Source organism: Pseudomonas sp. NBRC 111127, from assembly GCF_001320345.1.
Taxonomy (GTDB): Bacteria; Pseudomonadota; Gammaproteobacteria; order Pseudomonadales; family Pseudomonadaceae; genus Aquipseudomonas; species Aquipseudomonas juntendi.
In genome coordinates, this window is sequence record NZ_BCBD01000007.1 from 19,752 (window position 1) to 42,171 (window position 22,420).

Sequence of the window (22,420 nt, forward strand, 5' to 3'; positions counted from 1 at the left end):
CTCTGATCTGAAGGAACGAACGTGACCCTGATCTACGGCCATCGCGGCGCCAAGGGCGAAGCACCCGAAAATACCCTGACCAGCTTCCAGCAGTGCCTGGCACACGGCGTGACCCGCTGCGAACTGGACCTGCACCTGTCAGCCGACAACCAGCTGATGGTGATCCACGACGCCACCCTCAAGCGCACCACCGGCCGGCGCGGCAAGGTGGTCGAACACCCGGCCGCCGACCTGGTCAAGGTCGATGCCCGCAAGGGCGGGCCAGGCCACGTGCAGCCCTGCCCGATTCCCACGCTGGAAGAGCTGTTCCAGAAATGCCCGTTCGAGCACTGGCAACTGGAGGTGAAAAGCGCCTCGCGCACGCGCGCTGCCACCACCGTTCTGGCCATCCGCGAGCTGGCCCAGCAGTACAACTTGCTGGACAAGGTCACCATCACCTCCAGCTCGCGCGAAGTACTGGGTGCAGCCCAGGAGCTGGTGCCAGATGTGAAACGTGGGCTGGTGGCGGAGTACGCCTGGCTCGACCCGTTGAAGGTCGCCCAGAACTACGGCTGCGACTTGCTGGCCCTGAACTGGACGCTATGCACACCCGAACGCCTGCTCAAAGCACAGGCCCAGGGTTTGCACGTGTCGGTGTGGACGGTCAACGAGCCGGCACTGATGCGCCGGCTGGCTGACTTTGGCGTGGACAGCCTGATTACAGACTTTCCCGGTTTGGCCAAGACCACCCTCGGGCAGGGTTGAAATCGGTCTCTCCGACCGGCTCAGGCCACCGGTCGGAGCCGCTCAAAAAAGCCGGTTCAGCCCGTCGTAGGCAGCTACCCGGTAGGCTTCGGCCATGGTCGGGTAGTTGAACGTGGTGTTGACGAAGTACTTCAGGTTGTTCTGCTCACCTGGCTGGTTCATGATCGCCTGGCCGATGTGGACGATCTCCGAGGCCTGGTAGCCGAAGCAGTGAACACCCAGGATTTCCAGGGTTTCGCGGTGGAACAGGATCTTCAGCATGCCTTGCGGCTCGCCGGCAATCTGCGCCCGCGCCATGCTCTTGAAGAACGCCTTGCCCACTTCGTACGGCACCTTGGCCTGGGTCAGCTCCTGTTCGTTCTTGCCGATCGAGCTGATTTCCGGAATGGTGTAGATGCCGGTCGGCACGTCATTGACGAAGCGCCAGCTGCCGTTGTCCACGATGCTGCCAGCGGCCGAGCGGCCCTGGTCATGGGCGGCACTGGCCAGGCTTGGCCAGCCGATCACGTCACCGGCGCCGTAGATGTTCGGCACGCTGGTACGGTAGGCCTCGTCGACCTCGATCTGGCCCCGGCTGTTGACCTTGATGCCAATGTTCTCCAGGCCCAGCTTGTCGGTGTTGCCGGTACGGCCGTTGCACCACAGCAAGGCGTCGGCCTTGATCTTCTTGCCCGACTTCAGGTGCAGGATCACACCGTTGTCCAGGCCTTCGACGCGCTCATAATCTTCGTTGTGCCGCACGGTGATGTTGTTGTTGCTGAAGTGGTAGCTCAGCGCCTGGGAAATTTCCGAGTCGAGGAAGCTCAGCAACTGGCCGCGGTTGTCCACCAGCTCTACCAGCACACCCAGGCCACTGAAGATCGAAGCGTATTCGCAACCGATCACGCCGGCGCCGTAAACGATCAGCTTGCGCGGGGTGTGGCTGAGGCTGAGGATGGTATCGCTGTCGTAGACGCGCGGGTGGTGGAAGTCGATGTCGGCCGGGCGGTAGGGGCGTGAACCGGTCGCGATGATGATGTGCTTGGCATTGAGCTTTTCCACCACGCCGTTCGAGCACACCACTTCCACGGTCTGCTCGTCGGCAAAACTGCCGGTACCGACGAACACGTCAACCCGGTTGCGGGCGTAGTATCCCGTGCGCGAAGCCACCTGCTTGGCGATGACCTTCTCGGCGCTTTTCAGCACGTCCGGGAACGAAAACCAACGCGGCTCGCCAATGGCACGGAACATGGGGTTGGTGTTGAACTGCATGATCTGCCGCACCGAGTGACGCAGTGCCTTGGACGGGATGGTGCCCAGGTGGGTGCAGTTACCACCGACCTGGCGACGGTCATCGACCATCGCAACCTTGCGCCCTGCTTTGGCGGCATTCATTGCCGCGCCTTCACCGGCCGGGCCGGAACCCAGCACCACTACGTCGTAGTTGTAGACAGCCATGCGTACTCCTTCAGAACTGGCCCGCAAGCCACGGTCGCTCGCGGGACGCGATCATGCCGCCGGGGCGCCATGAGAAAATTCGGGTGCAGTCTAATCAAGCGTGAACGCCGCGCACATTAACCCTTGGTCGCGTCGTAGGCCAATTTCGCCCGCACTACATATGCTTTACCGATCCCTGGCGGCAATCATCCCTGCTTGCGCTTTCACTCGCCTTTCACCGCCTGCGCAAACGCGGGCGTAGCTCGGGAGACACAGCCACCCCCGGCCCGAGTCACCCGAACGGCGGCACGGTCATGCGCACCGGGCGCCGGACACGGGCATCGAAAGGGGGTGCCAATAGCGCCGGCCATTGTCCTCGAAATAGTGCCGCTCGTCATCCGAGCCCAAGTGATTTACCGGGCGTACGCACCTGCAAAGGCCGCAGCAACATGAAAAGCAGGCAAAAAAAACGGGAACCCGAAGGTTCCCGTTTCTTCATTGCCTTACCCGCGAATCAGCGTGGGAATGCAGGCGGGTTCACACCGGCCATGTCTTCCATCACGCGAACCACCTGGCAGCTGTAACCGAATTCGTTGTCGTACCACACGTACAGAACAACACGGTTGTCATTGGCGATGGTCGCTTCAGCGTCCACCACACCGGCGTGGCGCGAGCCAACGAAGTCGGTCGAGACCACTTCCTGCGAGGCAACGTAGTCGATCTGCTTGTGCAGCTCCGAGTGCATTGCGGTCTGGCGCAGGTACTCGTTGATTTCGTCGCGAGTAGTGGCCTTTTCCAGGTTCAGGTTGAGGATGGCCATCGAAACGTTCGGCGTAGGTACGCGAATGGCGTTGCCGGTCAGCTTGCCCTTGAGCACTGGCAGTGCCTTGGCAGCAGCGGTGGCGGCACCGGTTTCGGTGATGACCATATTCAGCGGCGCGGCGCGGCCACGGCGGCTGCCCTTGTGGAAGTTGTCGATCAGGTTCTGGTCGTTGGTGAACGAGTGAACGGTTTCGACGTGGCCGTTGACGATGCCGTACTGGTCGTTGATGGCCTTGAGCACCGGCACGATGGCGTTGGTGGTGCAGGAAGCTGCCGAGATGATCTTGTCATCGGCCGTGATATCGCCGTGGTTGATGCCATGCACGATGTTCTTCAGCGCGCCCTTGCCAGGTGCGGTGAGGATCACGCGGGCAGCGCCCGGGCAGGCCAGGTGCTGGCCCAGGCCGTCGGCATCACGCCATACACCGGTGTTGTCGACGATCAGCGCGTTTTCGATACCGTACTGGGTATAGTCGACTTCGCTTGGGTTCTTGGCGTAGATAACCTGGATCAGGTTGCCGTTGGCAGTGATGGTGTTGTTGGCTTCATCGATGGTGATGGTGCCATCGAACGGGCCATGCACCGAGTCACGGCGCAGCAGGCTGGCACGCTTGACCAGGTCGTTTTCGGCGCCCTTGCGCACAACGATGGCGCGCAGGCGCAGGCCGTCGCCGCCACCGGTCTTCTCGATCAGGATGCGCGCCAGCAGGCGGCCGATGCGGCCGAAGCCGTACAGCACCACGTCAGTGCCTTTGCGCGCCGAAGCGTTCTGCTGGCCAACCACGTCGGCCAGCTCTTCACGGACGAACTGCTCGGCAGTGCGGCCATTGCCTTCCTGCTTGAACTTGTTGGCCAGCTTGCCCAGGTCGACCGAAGCGGCGCCCAGTTTCAGCTCGCTCATGGCTTTGAGCAGGGGGAATGTCTCGTGGACGGACAGTTCGGTTTCGTCGGTTTGGCGATGACGCGCAAAGCGGTGCGCCTTGAGGATCGAGATAACCGAACGGTTGATCAGGCTGCGGCCATAAATCGAGCTCACCACATTGTTGTTGCGGTAGAGCTGACCGATAAGCGGGATCATCGCTTCAGCCAGGGCTTCACGATCGATCCACTCACCAAGACACTGGTCGGGCTTCTGAGTCACGGGAACCTTCCACATGTAGGGACAGAAAAAAGGGGCTACATTATGACGCCCCAACACAGAACCGGCAATGAGCGCCTGTCGCAGCGAGCCAAGCCAGCATTCATGCCCTTTGGAGCCTGACAGCCGGCACCGTCACCGGTACAATCGGTCTCTTTGCCGCAACGCTTGGAGTGCAATCTCCCGTGTCAGTTCTGCGCCTACCGCAAATGTCGGCCACGGCCGGCAAACAAACCTGGGGCAACCTGCCCGGTGCCGCCCTCAGCCTTGCCATCGCCGAGGCCGCCAGCAGCGCTGGCCGCTTCACCCTGTTATTGACGGCCGACAGCCAGGCCGCCGACCGCCTGGAACAGGAGCTGCGCTTCTTCGCACCCGACCTGCCGGTGCTGCCGTTTCCCGATTGGGAAACCCTGCCCTACGACCTGTTCTCGCCGCACCAGGACATCATCTCCCAGCGCATCGCCAGCCTTTACCGCTTGCCTGAGCTGAGCCACGGCATCCTCGTGGTGCCGGTGACCACTGCCCTGCACCGCCTGGCACCCACGCGTTTTCTGCTGGGCAGCAGCCTGGTGCTGGACGTGGGCCAGACCCTCGACGTGGAGCAGATGCGCACGCGGCTGGAAGCCACCGGCTACCGGTGCGTCGACACGGTCTATGAGCATGGCGAGTTCGCCGTGCGCGGTGCACTGATCGACCTGTTCCCCATGGGCAGCAAGCTGCCCTACCGCATCGACCTGTTCGATGACGAGATCGAGACCCTGCGCACCTTCGACCCCGAGACCCAGCGCTCGATAGACAAGGTGGATTCCGTGCGCCTGCTGCCTGCACGCGAATTCCCCATGCAAAAGGATGAAGTGACCCGCTTCAAGGCACGCTTTCGCGAACGCTTCGACGTCGACTTCCGCCGCAGCGCGATCTTCCAGGACCTGGCCAGCGGCATCATCCCCGCCGGTATCGAGTACTACCTGCCCCTGTTCTTCGAAGAAACCTCCACCCTGTTCGACTACCTGCCGGCGGACACCCAGGTGTTTTCGCTGCCGGGGGTGGAACAGGCCGCCGAACACTTCTGGAACGACGTGCGCGGGCGCTATGAAGACCGCCGTGGCGACCTCAGCCGGCCACTGCTGCCACCGGCCGAGCTGTTCCTGCCGGTGGAAGACTGCTTCGCCCGGCTCAAGCAGTGGCCGCGGGTGGTGGTCAGCAGCGACGACCTGGAAGCCGGCGCAGGGCGCGAGCGCTTCCCGGCGCGCGCCCTGCCCAACCTGGCGATCGAGGCCAAGGCCAACCAGCCACTGGCCGAGCTGGCCAGCTTCCTCGACCAGTTCCCCGGCCGCGTGCTGTTCACCGCTGAATCGGCGGGCCGTCGCGAGGTATTGCTGGAGCTGCTCGAACGGCTGAAGCTGCGCCCGCACACCGTTGATGGCTGGCACGATTTCATCACCGGTGCCGAGCGCCTGGCCATCACCATCGCCCCACTGGACGAAGGCCTGCTGCTGGACGACCCGGCCATTGCCCTGGTCGCCGAAAGCCCGCTGTTCGGCCAGCGCGTCATGCAGCGCCGGCGCCGTGACAAACGTGGCGAAACCGCCAATGACGCGGTAATCAAGAACCTTACCGAACTGCGCGAAGGCGCACCGGTGGTGCACATTGACCACGGCGTAGGCCGCTATCTGGGCCTGGCCACGCTGGAAATCGACGGCCAGGCTGCAGAGTTCCTGACCCTGGAATATGCCGAAAACGCCAAGCTTTATGTGCCGGTCGCCAACCTGCACCTGATCGCCCGCTACACCGGCAGCGACGACGCCCTGGCGCCGCTGCACCGGCTGGGTTCGGAAGCCTGGCAGAAGGCCAAGCGCAAGGCTGCCGAACAAGTCCGCGACGTGGCCGCCGAACTGCTCGACATCTACGCCCGGCGTGCCGCGCGCAAAGGCTACGCCTTCGCCGACCCGTCCGCCGACTACGCCACGTTCAGCGCCGGCTTCCCGTTCGAGGAAACCCCCGACCAGCAGGCCGCCATCGAAGCCGTGCGCGCCGACATGCTCGCGCCCAAGCCGATGGACCGCCTGGTCTGTGGCGACGTGGGCTTCGGCAAGACCGAAGTGGCCATGCGCGCGGCGTTCATTGCCGTGCACAGCGGCCGCCAGGTGGCGGTATTGGTGCCGACCACCCTGCTCGCCCAACAGCACTACAACAGCTTCCGCGACCGCTTCGCCGACTGGCCGGTGACCGTGGAAGTGATGAGCCGTTTCAAGTCCGCCAAGGAAGTCGCCGCCGCCGCCGCAGACCTGGCCGAGGGCAAGATCGACATCCTGATCGGCACCCACAAGCTGCTGCAGGACGACGTACGCTTCAAGGACCTGGGCCTGGCAATCATCGACGAAGAGCACCGTTTTGGCGTACGCCAGAAGGAGCAGCTCAAGGCCCTGCGCAGCGAAGTCGACATCCTCACCCTCACCGCCACCCCCATCCCGCGCACGCTCAACATGGCGGTGGCGGGCATGCGCGACCTGTCCATCATCGCCACGCCGCCGGCGCGCCGCCTGTCGGTGCGCACCTTCGTCATGGAGCAGAACAAGAGCACCGTCAAAGAGGCGCTGCTGCGCGAACTGCTGCGCGGCGGCCAGGTGTATTACCTGCACAACGATGTGAAAACCATCGAGAAATGCGCAGCCGACCTCGCCGAACTGGTACCCGAGGCACGCATCGGCATCGGCCATGGGCAAATGCGCGAGCGTGAACTGGAACAGGTGATGAGCGACTTCTACCACAAGCGCTTCAATGTGCTGGTGGCTTCGACCATCATCGAAACCGGTATCGACGTGCCCAGCGCCAACACCATCGTCATCGAACGCGCCGACAAGTTCGGCCTGGCCCAGCTGCACCAGCTGCGCGGCCGGGTTGGCCGCAGCCACCACCAGGCTTACGCCTACCTGCTCACGCCCACCCGGCAGAAGGTCAGCGCCGACGCCGAAAAGCGCCTGGAAGCGATCGCCAACACCCAGGACCTTGGCGCCGGCTTCGTGCTGGCGACCAACGACCTGGAAATCCGCGGGGCCGGCGAGCTGCTGGGCGAAGGCCAGAGTGGGCAGATCCAGGCCGTTGGCTTCACCCTGTACATGGAAATGCTCGAGCGCGCAGTCAAGGCCATTCGCAAGGGCACCCAGCCCAACCTGGAACAGCCACTGGGCGGCGGCCCGGAGATCAACCTGCGCCTGCCGGCGCTGATCCCCGAAGACTACCTGCCCGATGTGCATGCCAGGCTGATCCTGTACAAGCGCATTGCCTCGGCGGCCGACGAAGAGGGCCTCAAGGACCTGCAGGTCGAAATGATCGACCGCTTCGGCCTGCTACCGGAACCCACCAAGAACCTCATGCGCCTGACGTCGCTCAAGCTGCAGGCGGAAAAGCTCGGCATCAAGAAAGTCGATGCCGGCCCCAATGGCGGCAAGCTCGAGTTCGAGGCCGAAACCCCGGTAGACCCGCTGACCTTGATCAAATTGATTCAGGGCCAGCCCAAACGCTACAAGTTCGAAGGCGCGACCCAGTTCCGCTTCCTGGTGCCAATGGAGCGCCCGGACGAACGCTTCAACACCTTGGAGGCGCTGTTCGAGCGCCTGACCCCACAGCCTGCCTAAGGAAGATTCATGCGTGCCATCCGTTGCCTGACCCTGCTGCTGGCGCTGTTCGCGCCAGCCGCCTTCGCCGAAGGCCTGTATCAGGTAGAAATGATTCTGGTGCGGCAGAACAGCGTGCCCGCCTTTACCAGCCCGTTCGCACCGGAAGACTGGAGCGGCGGTGCTGCGCGCCTGCACAAAGACGCCGAGCAACGCCCGGCGCTGGAAGACGAAGCCACCCGCCTGGAAGCGACCGCAGACTACACCGTGCTGATGCACAAGGCCTGGCGGCAACAGGTGGGCGACCAACCCAGCCGCATCGCCTTGGGCGAAGGCACCGAGCAATTCGGCCATTTCCCTATCGAAGGCAACCTGAGCATTGCCCAAGGGCGCTTTATCGCGGTGGAGGCCAACTTCTGGGTCAACCAGCTGGATGACAACGGCAGCGTGCTGCAAAGCGAGCAGTTCAAGCAAAGCAACAGTAACGTCAAAGGTGGGCAGCTGACCTTCCTCGACGGTGGGCACCTGGCGGTGCTGCTGAAGGTCACGCCACCGGGCACGCCGAAAATGCCGGCCATGGACCCGGAGATGATGGAGCAGTAAGCGCATGAAGCCAGATGCCGCCGAGTTGGTGAATCAATACCCGAACTGGACCCAGTCGTTCAGCAAGGCCACCCTGCAGCGCGCAGAACGCTATGCCGATGAAGGCCGGGTAGAACTGGACGCTATCTATCGCCAGACCATCACCGCCCGGTGCGAAGGCAGCGGCGACAATGTCTACCAGCAAACCATCGAACTGCACATTGCAGGCGGCCGCTGCCACGTCGAGGGTGAGTGCGACTGCCCGGTACGCCAAAACTGCAAGCATTGCGCTGCGGTACTGTTCACCCTCAGCGGCCCCGACATCAGCACCGAGCCTGTGCAGAGCCCACCGGGTATGCTGTCGGCCGAACTGCAGCACTGGCTCAGTGGCCTGGAGCAGCCGCCGGCCCAGACCGGCGCAGCCGATGACAAACGCGGGCGCATGGTCTGCTACCAGCTGCAACTGACCGATGCTGCCGGCTGTTCGCTGCTGGTGCGCAAAGGCACACGCAGCGAGGACGGCATCCGCTTCAGCCGGGTGCAGTCGCTTTACGATTTTCTCTACGAGCCGCCGCGCTTCGTCACCGACCAGGACACGCGCATCCTGCGCCTGCTTGCGGCATTGAACCAGGGTGCCGGCCAGGACCGCGGCTACCAACTCAAAGGCCAGGAAGGCGGCGAATTGTTCCAGCGCGCACTGGAGACCGGGCGCATGCTGTTCGACGTCAATATGCCCCTGCTGCACGAAGGCCCGCCCCGTCCAGCCGAGTTCCGCTGGGTACGCCAGGACAACGGCAACTACCGGGGGCTGTGGTACAGCGGTGAGGAACCGCTGCGCTGCGTCATCCCGCTGCTGCCGCTGTACTACTTCGATGTGCAGGCGCAAGAGGTGGGCAAGGTCGAACACACCCTTGACCCGCATGTGGCCGTGCAGCTGACCATCGCCCCCGATGTGCCGGAACACCTGGTCGTGCCCCTGAGCCACAAACTCAATGCCCTGAGCCACAAGGTGCCGACCCCTGCCCCCGTGCGAGAGCAAGTGATCGAGGACATCCAGCCACAGGCCCTTCTGGCCCTCGGCAGCCTCGAGTACACCGCCTACATGCCGAAAACCGGGCGCATGCAACGGCAGATGCAACATCGCGCCGCATTGGCGTTCGACTATGACGGCCTGCAAGCCAGCGGTAGCGACGACAAGCCGCTGACCCGCCTTGCAGGCAACACCAGCCAGCGCATCCGCCGCCAGCCCCAGGCTGAACAAGCCCTGCGCAAAGTGCTGCGGGACTTCGGCTTCAGGCCTGCAACCCGGCAGAGCAAGGCATTGCCCGACAGTGCCGGGGAAATGTATCAACTGCCCGACGACGAAGCCTGGCTGCACTTTGCCCGCGAAGGCCTGCCACGCCTGCGCGAAGCCGGCTGGGCCATCGATACCCACCGCGATTTCGCCTTCGACCTGCAAGAGGTGGAAGACTGGTACGCGACCATCGACGAAGCGCCGGGCCATGAATGGTTCGACCTGGAACTGGGCATCGTGGTCGATGGCCAGCGCCACAGCCTGTTGCCGATCGTGCTGCAATTGCTGCGCAGCAGCCCAGAGCTGTTACGCCCCAGCGAACTCGCCCGGCGCAGTGACGACGAGCACCTGTTGATCGACCTGAACCGCGGCCGCCTGGATGCCTCGCCCTTGCGCGTCGCCCTGCCTTATGGCCGTATCAAGGCAGTGATGGGCACCCTGGGCGAGCTGTACCTGCACGAAGGCAGCGTAGGCCCGGCCCTGCGCCTGGACCGCGCCGACGCTGCGCGCCTGAACCAGATCGAAGGCATGCCGCTGCATTGGGAAGGTGGCGAGCATGTGCGCGACCTGGGGCGCCGCCTGCGTGACGCGCGTGACCTGCAGGTCGCACCGCCAGTCGCGCTGCGGGCCAGCTTGCGCGCCTACCAGCAGCAAGGCCTGAACTGGCTGCAGGCCCTGCGCGAAATGGGTACCGGCGGCATTCTGGGCGACGACATGGGCTTGGGCAAGACCCTGCAGGCCTTGGCTCACCTGCTGCTGGAAAAGGAAAGCGGGCGCCTCGTCAGCCCAGCCCTGGTCGTGATGCCGACCAGCCTGATACCCAACTGGCTGGACGAAGCCGCACGCTTCGCCCCCGACCTGCGTGTACTGGCCCTGCACGGGCCAGGGCGCAGCAAGCATTTTGCCAAGCTGGGCGACTACGACCTGGTCCTCACCACCTATGCGCTGCTGCCGCGCGACCTGCAGCACCTGCGCACGCACGCGTGGCACGTGCTGGTGCTGGACGAGGCGCAGAACATCAAAAGCAGTACCAGCAAGGCGGCCCTGGCCGCCTGCGAACTGCAGGCCACCCAGCGCCTGTGCCTGACCGGCACGCCGATGGAAAACAACCTGGGCGAACTGTGGTCGATCTTCCACTTCCTGATGCCCGGCTGGCTGGGTGAACTGAAGCGCTTCAACCAGGACTACCGCACGCCGATCGAGCGCCACGGTGACAGCGAGCGCATGGCCCACCTGGCCAACCGCGTCCGGCCGTTCCTGTTGCGCCGCACCAAGGAGCAGGTGGCCACCGAGCTGCCGGCCAAAACCGAGATGGTGCACTGGGTCGAGCTCAGCGACGCCCAGCGTGACACCTACGAAGCGGTACGCGTGGCCATGGACAAGAAAGTCCGCGATGAAATTGCCCGCAACGGTGCCGCGCGCAGCCAGATCGTGATCCTCGACGCGCTGCTCAAGCTGCGCCAGGTGTGCTGCGACCTGCGCCTGGTAAAAGGCGTGGAGAGCAAGGGTAACCAGGCCGACAAGGGCAAGCTGGGGGCACTGCTGCAAATGCTCGATGAGCTGCTCAGCGAAGGCCGCCGGGTACTGCTGTTTTCGCAGTTCACGTCGATGCTTGCCCTGATCGAGCAGGAACTGCAAAAGCGCCAGATCCGCTACAGCCTGCTCACCGGCGATACCCGCGACCGGCGTGCGCCGGTGCAGCAGTTCCAGCAGGGTGACAGCGAGGTGTTCCTGATCAGCCTGAAGGCCGGCGGCGTGGGCCTGAACCTGACGGCGGCAGACACGGTGATCCACTTCGACCCCTGGTGGAACCCGGCCAGCGAAAACCAGGCCACCGACCGCGCCTACCGTATAGGCCAGGACAAACCGGTGTTCGTGTTCAAGCTGATTACCCGCGGCACGGTGGAAGAGAAAATACAGGCACTGCAGCAGGAGAAGGCCGCGCTGGCGGCGAGCCTGCTCGATGGCGGCCAGGCTGGGCAGTGGCGGCTGGGGGATGAAGAGATCGATGCCCTGTTTGCACCGTTGCCGGGCAAGCGTGGGCGCTGATGCCCTCGGGTCGGCCGTGAGGGTTGGCTGGCAGTGAGGCCGAGCGCCGCGCCGGCGGCGATCTCACTGGCAACCAGAAACCCGCTACAGCGGCGACAGGTCAGTCGACCAGCTGCGCCTCTTTCAACGCGCCCAACGCCGCCAGCCAGCGTGGCTGCTGGCGATAGTCGGTACGTGCAAAGCCCTGCCCGCGCATCCGGGCGATACGCGGCGAGGGCCTGACCTGCATGCGCTGCGCTGCGCTCAGTGCCAGCTCTGCCGCCGCGCGGTCATTGCAAACCAGGCCCATGTCGCAGCCGGCAGACAATGCCGCCTCGATACGGCTGGCCGCATCGCCCACCACGTGGGCACCGGCCATCGACAGGTCATCACTGAAGATCACCCCGTCAAAGCCAAGCTCGCCACGCAGAATGTCCTGCAGCCAGCGGCGCGAGAAGCCGGCCGGCTGGTCGTCCACCTGCGGGTAGATGACATGCGCCGGCATCACCGCCGCCAACTGCCCGCTCAGGCGGCTGAACGGTACAAGGTCGGCCTGGCGCAGTTGCGCAAGGCTGCGCTCATCGGTGGGAATGGCCACGTGCGAATCGGCCTCGGCCCAGCCATGCCCCGGGAAGTGCTTGCCGCAGGCCGCCATGCCGGCGGCATTCATGCCGCGGATGAACGCCCCGGCCAACTGCGTAGCACGCAGCGGGTCGCCCTCGAAGGCGCGGCTGCCCACCACGGCACTGCGCTGGTGATCAAGGTCAAGCACCGGAGCGAAGCTCAGGTCCAGGCCCACTGCCAGCACTTCGGTCGCCATCAGCCAGCCACACTGCTCGGCCAGGTATTCAGCGTTGTCGTTGTCGGCCAGCGCGCGCATGGCGGGCAGGCGCACAAAGCCCTGGCGCAGGCGTTGCACACGGCCGCCCTCCTGGTCCACCGCCAGAATCAGATCGGGGCGTATGGCGCGGATGGATGCGCATAGCTCACGCACCTGGCGCGGGCTGTCGATATTGCGGGCGAAGATGATCAGGCCGGCCACTTCGGGCTGGCGCAGCAGGTGACGGTCTTCGGCGGTCAGCCATTTACCGGCGATGTCCACCATCAGGGAGCCTTGCAGACTGACGGTCATGGGTATTCCTTAATTGAAGACTGAACAGAAGCGGCGCTAGCTTAGCCCAAGCGCCCCGCCGCGCCCAGCCTTCAGGCCTTGGCCGTGGCGGCGCTGCTCTTGGTGCGTGGGCGCAGCTGTGCAGTGGCCATGGCCGGGTCGGTGACGCCACTGTCCGCCCGCATGCCGGCCGCCAGGAACGGCACCATCAGGCGCATGACCTGTTCGATGGACGTATTGATACCGAAGTCGGTTTCGGCGATGGCCCGCAGGGCCTTGATGCCGGACATGCTGAACGCGGCCGCCCCCAGCATGAAGTGCACGCGCCAGAACAGCTCCAGCGGCGGAATACGGGGGGCCGCCTCGTTGACCAACAGCATGTAGCGGCGGAACACCTTGCCGTACATATCTTCCAGGTAACGCCGCAAGTGCCCTTGGCTCTGGCTGAAGGCAAGGCCCAGCAGCCGCATGAAGATCGACAGGTCGTTGTTGCTGCGCGGCTGCACAGCCAATGCCTGCTCCACCAGCATTTCCAGCAGCTCTTCCAGGCTTGGCTTGTGCTCGGGCTTGGCCTGGCGGCGTTCCAGTTCACGCTCGAGGCTGGCGCAGAACGGGCCCAGGAAGCGCGAGAACACAGCCTGGATAAGCGCTTTTTTGGAACCGAAGTGATAGTTGACCGCCGCCAGGTTGACCCCGGCCTTGCTGGTAATCAGCCGCAGCGAGGTTTCAGCGAACCCCCTTTCCGCGAACAGCTGCTCGGCAGCATCGAGAATGCGTTCAACGGTTTCCGATTGGGCCATGACTACTCCGACTACTCCGCCAGACAAATAGTTGTTTGAAACATACGTTTCAGCCCTGCATCTGTCAAGGCTCGGTGACCGGGCGGTCGCCGTTGGAAAACAGCGCGCGTCGTGCCTCCGGGAGGGGGCGTTCGACTTTTCTTGCAACGTGTGGCTTGAAGCTTATCCAGTACTGTATATAATCCCAGTCACTGTACAAAAAGCCAGAGCGCCCAACATGCTGAAACTGACGCCACGCCAAGCCGAAATTCTCGCGTTCATCAAGCGTTGCCTGGAAGACAACGGTTTCCCGCCCACACGTGCCGAGATCGCTCAGGAACTGGGCTTCAAATCGCCCAACGCTGCCGAAGAACACCTCAAGGCCCTCGCCCGCAAGGGTGCCATCGAAATGACCCCAGGTGCATCCCGCGGCATCCGCATCCCGGGCTTCGAAGCCAAGGCCGAAGAAAGCGGCCTGCCCATCATCGGCCGTGTGGCTGCCGGTGCACCGATCCTTGCCGAGCAGCACATCGAGCAATCGTGCAACATCAACCCCGCGTTCTTCCACCCCCAGGCCGACTATTTACTGCGCGTGCACGGCATGAGCATGAAGGACGTCGGTATCCTGGACGGCGACCTGCTGGCAGTACACACCTGCCGTGAAGCACGCAACGGCCAGATCGTGGTGGCCCGCATCGGCGACGAAGTGACCGTCAAGCGCTTCAAGCGCGAAGGCAGCAAAGTCTGGCTGCTGGCCGAAAACCCCGAATTCGCCCCCATCGAAGTCGACCTGAAAGAACAGGAACTGGTGATCGAGGGCTTGAGCGTCGGCGTCATTCGCCGCTGATCCAGGAGGCGTCATGCAGCAGTTCATTCACGTACCCGAGCAAGCCCAGTTGCCGTTGTTCGAAGCATTCCTTGCCCAACCCGTACTTCCTGGCTTAAAGGCCAGCGAACTGGCACGCAAGCACAGCGACCCCGAGCTTTTCAGCGAACTGTCGCTGCGTGGCGCCCAAGGGCACTGCCAAAACCTGCTGGCACCCGTACTGCGTGAGCTGAGCGAAGAAGACGAAACCCGCTGGCTGACCCTGATCGCGCCGCCGTCGAGCCTGACCCAGGCCTGGCTGCGCGACGCAGGCCTCAACCGTGAACGGATCCTGCTGCTGCAACCCCGTAGCAATCAGAGCCCATTGCAGCTGGCCTGCGAAGCCCTGCGCCTGGGCCTTAGCCACACAGTGGTCAGCTGGCTGGGTAGCGTGAATGCCACTGCCCGCCAGCAACTGCTACGGGCAGCCACTACCGGAAATGCACAAAGCCTGAACATCCGCCTCGGCTGATGTTCAGGCTTTGCCTGTTACTTCAAAACGCCAGGCACCTGCTGCACCCTCAGGGTTCAGTGCAGCACCCGCGGCCCTTCATCACGCTCAGCCTCACCTTCCATCAGGCGACCGGCCATCTGCACACCCACGCTGAGCATGGCCTTGGCCACTTCAACATGCTGACCCTGCAGGAATACCTTGGCGTCTTCCGAGAAATCCAAGGTTACCAGTGAGCCTTCATCCTCGGCGCGACGCAGTTCGATGCGGCCATCAGGCAACTCGACAATTTCCAGAAAAGACGTAGACATAAATGGCAGTTCTCCGCGAAAGGCCAGTATTGTATCAGCCGTTGCCGTGATCAGCACTCACTCAACGCGTCGCGAAAACGCCTGACCAGGCCTTTGAGGTTATTGCGCCAGCTTTCCAGCTCGGCACGGGACGACGCTGGTTGCTCGGGCTCGTCAAGGTTCACGGCTTGGATCAGCGGCTGAGTAACATCGGTTTTTGGCGCTTTCCTGGCGACAGGTGGTCGGAACAAATCGGCATAAGCACTGAGCATTTGCGCCAGCCAGGTTTCACGCTGGCGCGCCAGCTCCAGCAGCTCGGCCACCTCGGGGATGGCAATACCGTTCAGGCTGTCGTCGGCCAGCGCCTGCTCCACAGTTGCCACCACCGGCAGGCGGTAGAAAGCACCAATTTCATGGCACATGCCCAGTAGCGCGCCGTACAGGTGAAACAGCGCCGACTCGCGCTCGGCCTGTACCAGGCCCTGGGCATTCATGGCCTGGCTTTGCTCGGCCTTGGCCATGGCCTCGAGGGCGAGGCCGGCAAAGAACAGTTTCTGGTTGGTGCGGGTGTAGGTTTCCTGGGCCATTTCTGTGCCCTCCCTTCAGGCTGCAAGGCAAGTTTCTGCATCATAAATGATTGGGGCCGCTAAGCGGCCCCAATTACAGCACTGAAGGCTCAGCGCTTGTCTTCTACCTTCCACGCGCCACCGTCGTAGAACGCCTTCCAGCCGGTAGGCTTGCCATCAACCTCGGACTGCACGTACTGCTCCTTGGTCTTGCGGCTGTAGCGGATCACTGCAGGGCGGCCGTCCGGGTCCTTCTGCGGCGCATCGCACAGGAAGTGGTACTTCGGGTCGATCTCGTGCTTGTGCGGCACGATTTCCATGACCAGTGGTGCCCGGGTTTCGCGGTTCTTGGGGAACTGGCTGGCCGCCAGGAACAACCCCGAGGCGCCATCGCGCAGCACGTAGGTGTCGTCCACCTTCTCGCACTTGAGCTCAGGCATGTCCACCTTGTCCATCTTCGGTGGCGCTGCCTCACCGCTTTTCAGCAGTTTGCGGGTGTTCTTGCAAGCCGGGTTGGTGCAGCCGAAGAACTTGCCGAACCGGCCGGTCTTCAGTTGCATCTCGCTACCGCACTTGTCGCATTCCAGGCTTGGCCCTTCGTAACCCTTGATGCGGTAGTTGCCTTCTTCGATTTCGTAGCCAGGGCAGTCCGGGTTGTTACCGCAGATATGCAGCTTGTGCTTCTCATCCAGCAAGTAGGCATCCATCGCCGTGGCGCAGATCGGGCAACGGTGCTTGCCCAACAGCACCCGCGACTCGGACTCGCCCTCGTCGTCCGCAGCGATCTCATCGCCGGGCACCAGGTTGACGGTCGCCTTGCAGCGTTCTTTCGGCGGCAGGCTGTAGCCAGAGCAGCCAAGGAATACGCCAGTGGAAGCAGTACGAATCATCATTGGCCGGCCACATTCCTTGCACGGAATATTGGTCATGGTCGGCTGGTTGGCGCGCATGCCGTCTTCGCTCGACTCGGCCGTCTGCAGCTTCTTGCTGAAGTCGCCATAGAACTCGTCGAGCACGTTCTTCCAGTCACGCTCGCCCTGGGCCACGTCGTCGAGGTTCTCCTCCATGTCGGCGGTAAAGCCGTAGTCCATCAGGTTGGAGAAGCTTTCCGACAGGCGCTCGGTGACGATGTCGCCCATTTTCTCGGAGTAGAAGCGGCGGTTGTGCAGGGTCACATAACCACGGTCCTGGATGGTGGAAATGATCGCCGCGTAGGTCGACGGGCGACCGATGCCGCGCTTTTCCATTTCCTTTACCAGGCTGGCTTCGGTGAAGCGTGCCGGCGGCTTGGTGAAGTGCTGGCTCGGGTCGATCTGCAGCAACTTCAGCGCTTCGCCCTGGACCATTTCCGGCAGTACGTCGTCTTCACCCGGTTTGCTCTGCTGTGGCAGCACACGGGTATAACCGTCGAACTTCAGGATACGGCCCTTGGCGCGCAGCTCGAAATCGCCGGCAGCCACGGTGACACTGGTAGACAGGTACTGCGCCGGCGGCATCTGGCAAGCCAGGAACTGGCGCCAGATCAGCTCGTACAGGCGCTCGGCGTCGCGCTCCATGCCACTGAGCTTGGTCGGGTGTGTATTCACGTCCGACGGGCGAATCGCTTCGTGCGCTTCCTGGGCGCCTTCTTTGCTGCCGTAGACCAGCGGTGCATCCGGCAGGTACTGCTTGCCGAACTCACGCTCGATGTAGCTGCGTGCCATGTCCAGGGCATCGGCCGACAGGTTGGTCGAGTCGGTACGCATGTACGTGATGTAGCCAGCTTCGTACAAGCGCTGGGCCATCATCATGGTCTTCTTCACGCCGAAGCCCAGGCGGTTGCTGGCGGCCTGCTGCAGGGTGGAGGTAATGAACGGCGCCGACGGCTTGCTGCTGGTCGGGCGGTCTTCGCGCTTGACCACGCTGTAGCTGGAAGCCTTGAGCTTCTCCAGCGCGGCCATGGCCTGGGCTTCGTTCAGCGGCTTGAACGCCTCGCCATTTTCGCGCGCCACTTCGAAACGCACCTTGGCGTTTTTCGCGGTGCCGAGGTCGGCGTGGATTTCCCAGTATTCTTCGGGGATGAACGCGCGAATTTCACGCTCGCGCTCTACCACCAGCTTGACCGCTACCGACTGCACGCGACCGGCGGACAGGCCACGGGCAATCTTGGCCCACAACAGCGGCGACACCATGTAGCCCACCACACGGTCAAGGAAACGCCGAGCCTGCTGGGCGTTGACCCGGTCGATGTCCAGCTCGCCCGGTTGCGAGAAGGCTTCCTGAATCGCCTTCTTGGTAATTTCGTTGAACACCACGCGCTTGTAGCGGGCGTCGTCACCACCGATGGCCTCGCGCAGGTGCCAGGCAATGGCTTCCCCTTCGCGGTCCAAGTCGGTTGCGAGATAGATGGTGTCGGCATCCTTGGCCAGGCGGCGCAGCTCTTCGATCACCTTTTCCTTGCCAGGCAGGATCTCGTACTTGGCTTTCCAGCCGTGGTCGGGGTCGACACCCATGCGCGACACCAGCTGGCGACGGGCCTTTTCCTTGGGTGAAAGCGCCGGGGCCTCACCCGCAGCCTTACCACGCTTGGCGGCCGGCTCTTTGCTTGCGCTGGCCGAACCGCTGGTGGGGAGGTCTCGGATATGGCCGATACTCGACTTCACCACGTACTGGTTGCCCAGGTACTTGTTGATGGTCTTGGCCTTGGCCGGGGATTCCACAATGACCAGCGATTTGCCCATGGATCGGAGTATTCCTGAATCTGAAGATGAAAAACGCGTCAGGTGCCGACACGCGGCACCGCTATATATAGTGGCAAAAGTGTGAGGTCAAGTTCGAACGATCATGCGTGCGACTTGCCCAGCAACCCGGGCAGCCCCTCTTCGGCCTTGACCAAAGCAAAGCGTGGCACCTGCTCGCCGTCAACCTCGACGGACTCCTGGAACATCGAAAGTGGCCTCACCCAGAAGCTGTAGTCACCATACAGGCACTGGTAAAAAACCATCCACTCTTCGCTCTCGGAGTGCCGCGCAACGCTGAAGACACGGTACTCAGGCCCTTTGTAATGCCGGTAGACGCCTGGCTGTATCTGCATGTTGCACACCCTCCTGAATAAAACCTGAAAAAACAAAACCGGGGCACAAGGCCCCGGTTGCTGTCCAGCGGCGCGATCAGACGCGTTCGAAGACAGTGGTGATACCTTGGCCGAGGCCGACGCACATGGTCGCCACCCCGAGGGTACCGCCATTTTGCTTCATGACATTGAGCAGGGTGCCGGAAATACGTGCCCCAGAGCAACCGAACGGGTGCCCCAAAGCGATGGCGCCGCCGTGCAGGTTAACCTTCTCATCCATCTTGTCGAGCACTTTCAAATCTTTCAGCACTGGCAAGGCCTGTGCAGCGAAGGCTTCGTTGAGCTCGATGAAGTCGATGTCTGCCATGGTCAGCCCGGCACGCTTGAGGGCTTTCTGGGTCGATGGCACCGGGCCGTAGCCCATGATCGCCGGGTCCACACCTGCCACCGCCATCGAGCGGATTACCGCCAACGGCTGGATACCCAGGTCCATGGCGCGCTGGCCAGACATGACGATCATGCACGACGCGCCGTCGGTGATCTGCGACGAAGTACCGGCCGTGACCGAGCCCCCTTTGGGGTTGAATGCCGGCTTGAGCGACGCCAGGCCTTCGAGGGTGGTTTCCGGGCGAATGGTTTCGTCGTAATCGAACACCTTCAGGAAGCCGTTCTCGTCGTAGCCCTGCATCGGGATGATTTCATCCTTGAACTTGCCTTCGACCGTAGCCTTGTGGGCCAACTGGTGCGAACGCAAGCCAAACAGGTCCTGCTGCTCACGGGTGATGCCATGCATCTTGCCGAGCATTTCTGCAGTGAGGCCCATCATCCCGGAAGCCTTGGCGGCATGCAAGGACAGGTGCGGGTTAGGGTCCACGCCGTGCATCATGCTGACATGGCCCATGTGCTCCACGCCACCGACCACGAAGACATCGCCGTTGCCGGTCATGATGGCCTGGGCGGCAGTGTGCAGCGCGCTCATCGACGAGCCGCACAGGCGGCTGACGGTTTGCGCAGCGGAGGTGTGCGGGATCTGCGTCATCAGCGAAGCCATGCGGGCGATGTTCCAGCCCTGCTCCAGGGTCTGGTTGACGCAGCCCCAGATCACGTCCTCGACCTCTTTGGGGTCGACCTTGCCGTTGCGCTCCAGCAGCTTGCTGATCAGGTGCGCCGACATGTCTTCGGCGCGGGTGTTGCGGTGCATGCCACCCTTGGAGCGGCCCATCGGCGTGCGACCGAAGTCGACAATCACCACGTCTCTTGGATTCAGGCTCATATCAAATCTCTCGCTCTAGCTCGTTGACCGCTCAGTTGAAGAAGCGCTGGCCATTCTTGGCCATTTCGCGCAGCTTGGCGGTCGGGTGGTACAGCGGCCCCAGGTCGGCATAGCGATCGGCCAGGGCAACGAATTCGGCGACACCGATCGAGTCGATGTAGCGCAGCGCACCACCGCGGAAGGGAGGGAAACCAATGCCGTAGACCAGCCCCATGTCGGCTTCGGCAGCGGTCTCGACGATGCCGTCTTCCAGGCAGCGCACGGTCTCCAGGCACAGCGGCACCATCATCCAGTTGACGATGTCTTCATCGGTGACTTCACGCTGCTCGAACACGATCGGCTTGAGCACGTCGAGCACGGTGGCGTCGAACACTTTCTTCGGCTTGCCACGCTTGTCGGTTTCGTAGGCGTAGAAACCCTTGCCATTCTTCTGCCCCAGGCGGTTGGCCTCGTACAGGGCATCCACCGCCGAGCGGCGCTCGTCCTTCATGCGGTCAGGGAAACCTTCGGCCATCACGTCACGGCCGTGGTGGCCGGTGTCGATGCCTACCACGTCCATCAGGTAGGCCGGGCCCATTGGCCAGCCGAACTTTTCCATGACCTTGTCGATGCGCACGAAGTCGACACCGGCGCTGACCAGCTTGGCAAAGCCGCCGAAGTACGGGAACAGCACGCGGTTGACCAGGAAGCCCGGGCAGTCGTTGACCACGATCGGGTTCTTGCCCATTTTCTTGGCATAGGCCACGGTGGTGGCCACCGCCACTTCACTGGACTTCTCGCCACGGATCACTTCCACCAGCGGCATCATGTGCACCGGGTTGAAGAAGTGCATGCCGACGAAGTTTTCCGGACGCTTGAGCGCCTTGGCCAGCAGGTTGATGGAGATGGTCGAAGTGTTGGAGGCAAGGATCGCATCGTCCTTGACCTGCCCTTCCACTTCCGCCAGCACCGCCTGTTTGACTTTCGGGTTCTCGACCACGGCCTCGACCACGATGTCGACATTGGCAAAGTCGCCATAGGACAGGGTCGGGCGGATGGCATTGAGCGCCTCGGCCATCTTGGCCGGGGTCAGGCGGCCCTTTTCGACGCGGTTGCCAAGCAGTTTGGAGGCCTCGTTCAAGCCCAGCTGGATGGCTTCCTCGCGGATGTCCTTCATCAGGATCGGGGTGCCCTTGACCGCGGACTGGTAGGCGATGCCGCCCCCCATGATACCGGCGCCAAGCACGGCAGCCTGCTTCACGTCGTGGGCGATTTCGTCGTGCGCCTTAGCCTTGCGCTTGAGCTCCTGGTCGTTCAGGAACAGGCCGATCAGGCTCTCGGCAACCGAGGTCTTGGCCAGTTTGGCAAACCCGGCCGCTTCGACTTCCAGCGCCTTGTCGCGGCCGAAGTTGGCGGCCTTCTGGATGCTCTTGATGGCTTCGACCGGGGCCGGGTAGTTCGGCCCGGCCTGCCCGGCAACGAAGCCCTTGGCAGTTTCGAACGCCATCATCTGTTCGATGGCGTTGAGCTTGAGTTTTTCCAGCTTGGGTTGGCGTTTGGCCTTGTAGTCGAGCTCGCCGCTGATGGCGCGCTTGATCAGGTCGATGGCGCCAGCCTGCAGCAGCTCGGGCGCAACCACGGCATCGACGGCGCCGACTTTGAGGGCGTCTTCGGCGCGGTTTTCCTTGCCGGCAGCGATCCACTCGATGGCGTTGTCCGAACCGATCAGGCGCGGCAGGCGCACGGTGCCGCCAAAGCCCGGGTAGATGCCCAGCTTGACTTCCGGCAGGCCGATCTTGGCGCTGCTGGACATGACACGGTAATCGGCGGCAAGGCACATTTCCAGGCCGCCACCCAGGGCGATGCCATTGATGGCCGCGACGGTCGGCACTTCGAGGTCTTCGAAGGCGTTGAAGATGCGGTTGGCTTCCAGGTTGCCGGCGACCAGTTCGGCCTCGGGCAGCTTGAAGTTGTCGACGAACTCGGTGATGTCGGCGCCGACGATGAACACGTCCTTGCCACTGCTGACGATGACGCCCTTGACCGAGGCGTCGGCCTGGATGGCGCCTACGGCCTCGCGCAGCTCGTTCAGGGTCAGGCGGTTGAACTTGTTGACGGACTCACCCTTGAGGTCGAACTTGAGCTCGACGATGCCACTTTCAAGAGCCTTAACCGTGATGGCTTTACCTTCGTAAATCATCAACTGATCTCCACGATATGGAAGCTGAACTGTACACGCCGATCGCTGCAGCGGAAGCAGGCCTAACTGCCCCGCCCAGGCACACCCGTCAGCGCGCTAGTCGGAAGTATGGCTTGGCGTGGTGACATACAAACGCTCAATTCATACGCCCGTTTGATTTGGGTGTGCACACATTCTCCGAAAAGATCTGCGTTGTCAAATGCTCACGAGCACGAA

16 protein-coding genes and 1 pseudogene are annotated in these 22,420 nt (G+C 63.0%); 6 read left to right on the forward strand and 11 right to left on the reverse strand.

Features of this window, described 5'->3' with window-relative positions; translation table 11 throughout:
• Window positions 1–21 precede the first annotated feature (21 nt).
• Window positions 22–744, forward strand: coding sequence for a glycerophosphodiester phosphodiesterase (locus tag APH30_RS02710; RefSeq protein ID WP_009686291.1), 723 nt, complete (start codon window positions 22–24; stop codon window positions 742–744).
• 42 nt (window positions 745–786) lie between these two features.
• Here APH30_RS02710 and sthA read toward each other — a convergent pair whose 3' ends face one another.
• From sthA to APH30_RS02720, 3 genes and pseudogenes are all read right to left on the reverse strand, one after another.
• Window positions 787–2,181, reverse strand: a complete 1,395-nt coding sequence (gene sthA / locus APH30_RS02715; RefSeq protein ID WP_009686290.1) for a Si-specific NAD(P)(+) transhydrogenase — start codon at window positions 2,179–2,181, stop codon at window positions 787–789.
• Window positions 2,182–2,384: 203 nt separating this feature from the next.
• Window positions 2,385–2,598, reverse strand: a pseudogene (locus tag APH30_RS29400) (FAD:protein FMN transferase); the annotation flags it as partial.
• 76 nt (window positions 2,599–2,674) lie between these two features.
• Entirely contained in the window at window positions 2,675–4,138 is a 1,464-nt protein-coding gene (locus APH30_RS02720) for a glyceraldehyde-3-phosphate dehydrogenase (RefSeq protein WP_009686289.1), read from the reverse strand.
• A gap of 167 nt (window positions 4,139–4,305) precedes the next feature.
• On the opposite strand from APH30_RS02720, the gene mfd reads away from it, so the two are divergent.
• From mfd to APH30_RS27465, 3 genes are read left to right on the forward strand one after another with little or no spacing between them, the layout of a single operon-like run.
• On the forward strand, window positions 4,306–7,755 hold the full coding sequence (gene mfd, locus APH30_RS02725; protein ID WP_009686288.1) for a transcription-repair coupling factor: 3,450 nt from the start codon (window positions 4,306–4,308) through the stop codon (window positions 7,753–7,755).
• A gap of 9 nt (window positions 7,756–7,764) precedes the next feature.
• The gene (locus tag APH30_RS02730; protein ID WP_054911648.1) at window positions 7,765–8,337 is read left to right on the forward strand and encodes a CsiV family protein; all 573 of its coding nucleotides are present in this window, start codon (window positions 7,765–7,767) and stop codon (window positions 8,335–8,337) included.
• Window positions 8,338–8,341: 4 nt separating this feature from the next.
• The gene (locus tag APH30_RS27465) at window positions 8,342–11,659 is read left to right on the forward strand and encodes a DEAD/DEAH box helicase (protein WP_082416105.1); all 3,318 of its coding nucleotides are present in this window, start codon (window positions 8,342–8,344) and stop codon (window positions 11,657–11,659) included.
• Between the two features lie 100 nt (window positions 11,660–11,759).
• Here the strand turns inward: APH30_RS27465 and nagZ are convergent, their stop codons facing one another.
• Window positions 11,760–12,758, reverse strand: coding sequence for a beta-N-acetylhexosaminidase (nagZ, locus tag APH30_RS02740; protein WP_172828394.1), 999 nt, complete (start codon window positions 12,756–12,758; stop codon window positions 11,760–11,762).
• A gap of 83 nt (window positions 12,759–12,841) precedes the next feature.
• Window positions 12,842–13,549, reverse strand: coding sequence for a TetR/AcrR family transcriptional regulator (locus tag APH30_RS02745; RefSeq protein WP_009686283.1), 708 nt, complete (start codon window positions 13,547–13,549; stop codon window positions 12,842–12,844).
• A gap of 217 nt (window positions 13,550–13,766) precedes the next feature.
• On the opposite strand from APH30_RS02745, the gene lexA reads away from it, so the two are divergent.
• Together lexA and sulA are read left to right on the forward strand one after the other, a co-directional pair.
• A complete protein-coding gene (gene lexA, locus APH30_RS02750; RefSeq protein ID WP_029887015.1) occupies window positions 13,767–14,375 on the forward strand; it encodes a transcriptional repressor LexA in 609 nt (202 codons plus the stop codon).
• Between the two features lie 13 nt (window positions 14,376–14,388).
• On the forward strand, window positions 14,389–14,865 hold the full coding sequence (gene sulA / locus APH30_RS02755; protein ID WP_009686281.1) for an SOS-induced cell division inhibitor SulA: 477 nt from the start codon (window positions 14,389–14,391) through the stop codon (window positions 14,863–14,865).
• 56 nt (window positions 14,866–14,921) lie between these two features.
• Here sulA and APH30_RS02760 read toward each other — a convergent pair whose 3' ends face one another.
• The 6 genes from APH30_RS02760 to fadB all read right to left on the reverse strand — a co-directional run bounded on the left by APH30_RS02760 (window position 14,922) and on the right by fadB (window position 22,204).
• Window positions 14,922–15,155: a hypothetical protein gene (locus APH30_RS02760; protein WP_009686280.1), complete on the reverse strand. Its 234-nt coding sequence runs from the start codon at window positions 15,153–15,155 to the stop codon at window positions 14,922–14,924.
• Between the two features lie 50 nt (window positions 15,156–15,205).
• Complete coding sequence (locus APH30_RS02765) at window positions 15,206–15,721, reverse strand: DUF6586 family protein (RefSeq protein ID WP_054911649.1); 516 nt, start codon at window positions 15,719–15,721, stop codon at window positions 15,206–15,208.
• 89 nt (window positions 15,722–15,810) lie between these two features.
• Window positions 15,811–18,420, reverse strand: coding sequence for a type I DNA topoisomerase (gene topA / locus APH30_RS02770; RefSeq protein ID WP_009686278.1), 2,610 nt, complete (start codon window positions 18,418–18,420; stop codon window positions 15,811–15,813).
• Window positions 18,421–18,521: 101 nt separating this feature from the next.
• Window positions 18,522–18,773, reverse strand: coding sequence for a DUF1653 domain-containing protein (locus APH30_RS02775; protein WP_025754461.1), 252 nt, complete (start codon window positions 18,771–18,773; stop codon window positions 18,522–18,524).
• A gap of 76 nt (window positions 18,774–18,849) precedes the next feature.
• Window positions 18,850–20,025 (reverse strand): acetyl-CoA C-acyltransferase FadA, encoded by a 1,176-nt coding sequence (gene fadA, locus APH30_RS02780; protein ID WP_054911650.1) that lies wholly within the window; start codon window positions 20,023–20,025, stop codon window positions 18,850–18,852.
• A gap of 31 nt (window positions 20,026–20,056) precedes the next feature.
• The gene (gene fadB / locus APH30_RS02785; RefSeq protein WP_029887012.1) at window positions 20,057–22,204 is read right to left on the reverse strand and encodes a fatty acid oxidation complex subunit alpha FadB; all 2,148 of its coding nucleotides are present in this window, start codon (window positions 22,202–22,204) and stop codon (window positions 20,057–20,059) included.
• Window positions 22,205–22,420 lie beyond the last annotated feature (216 nt).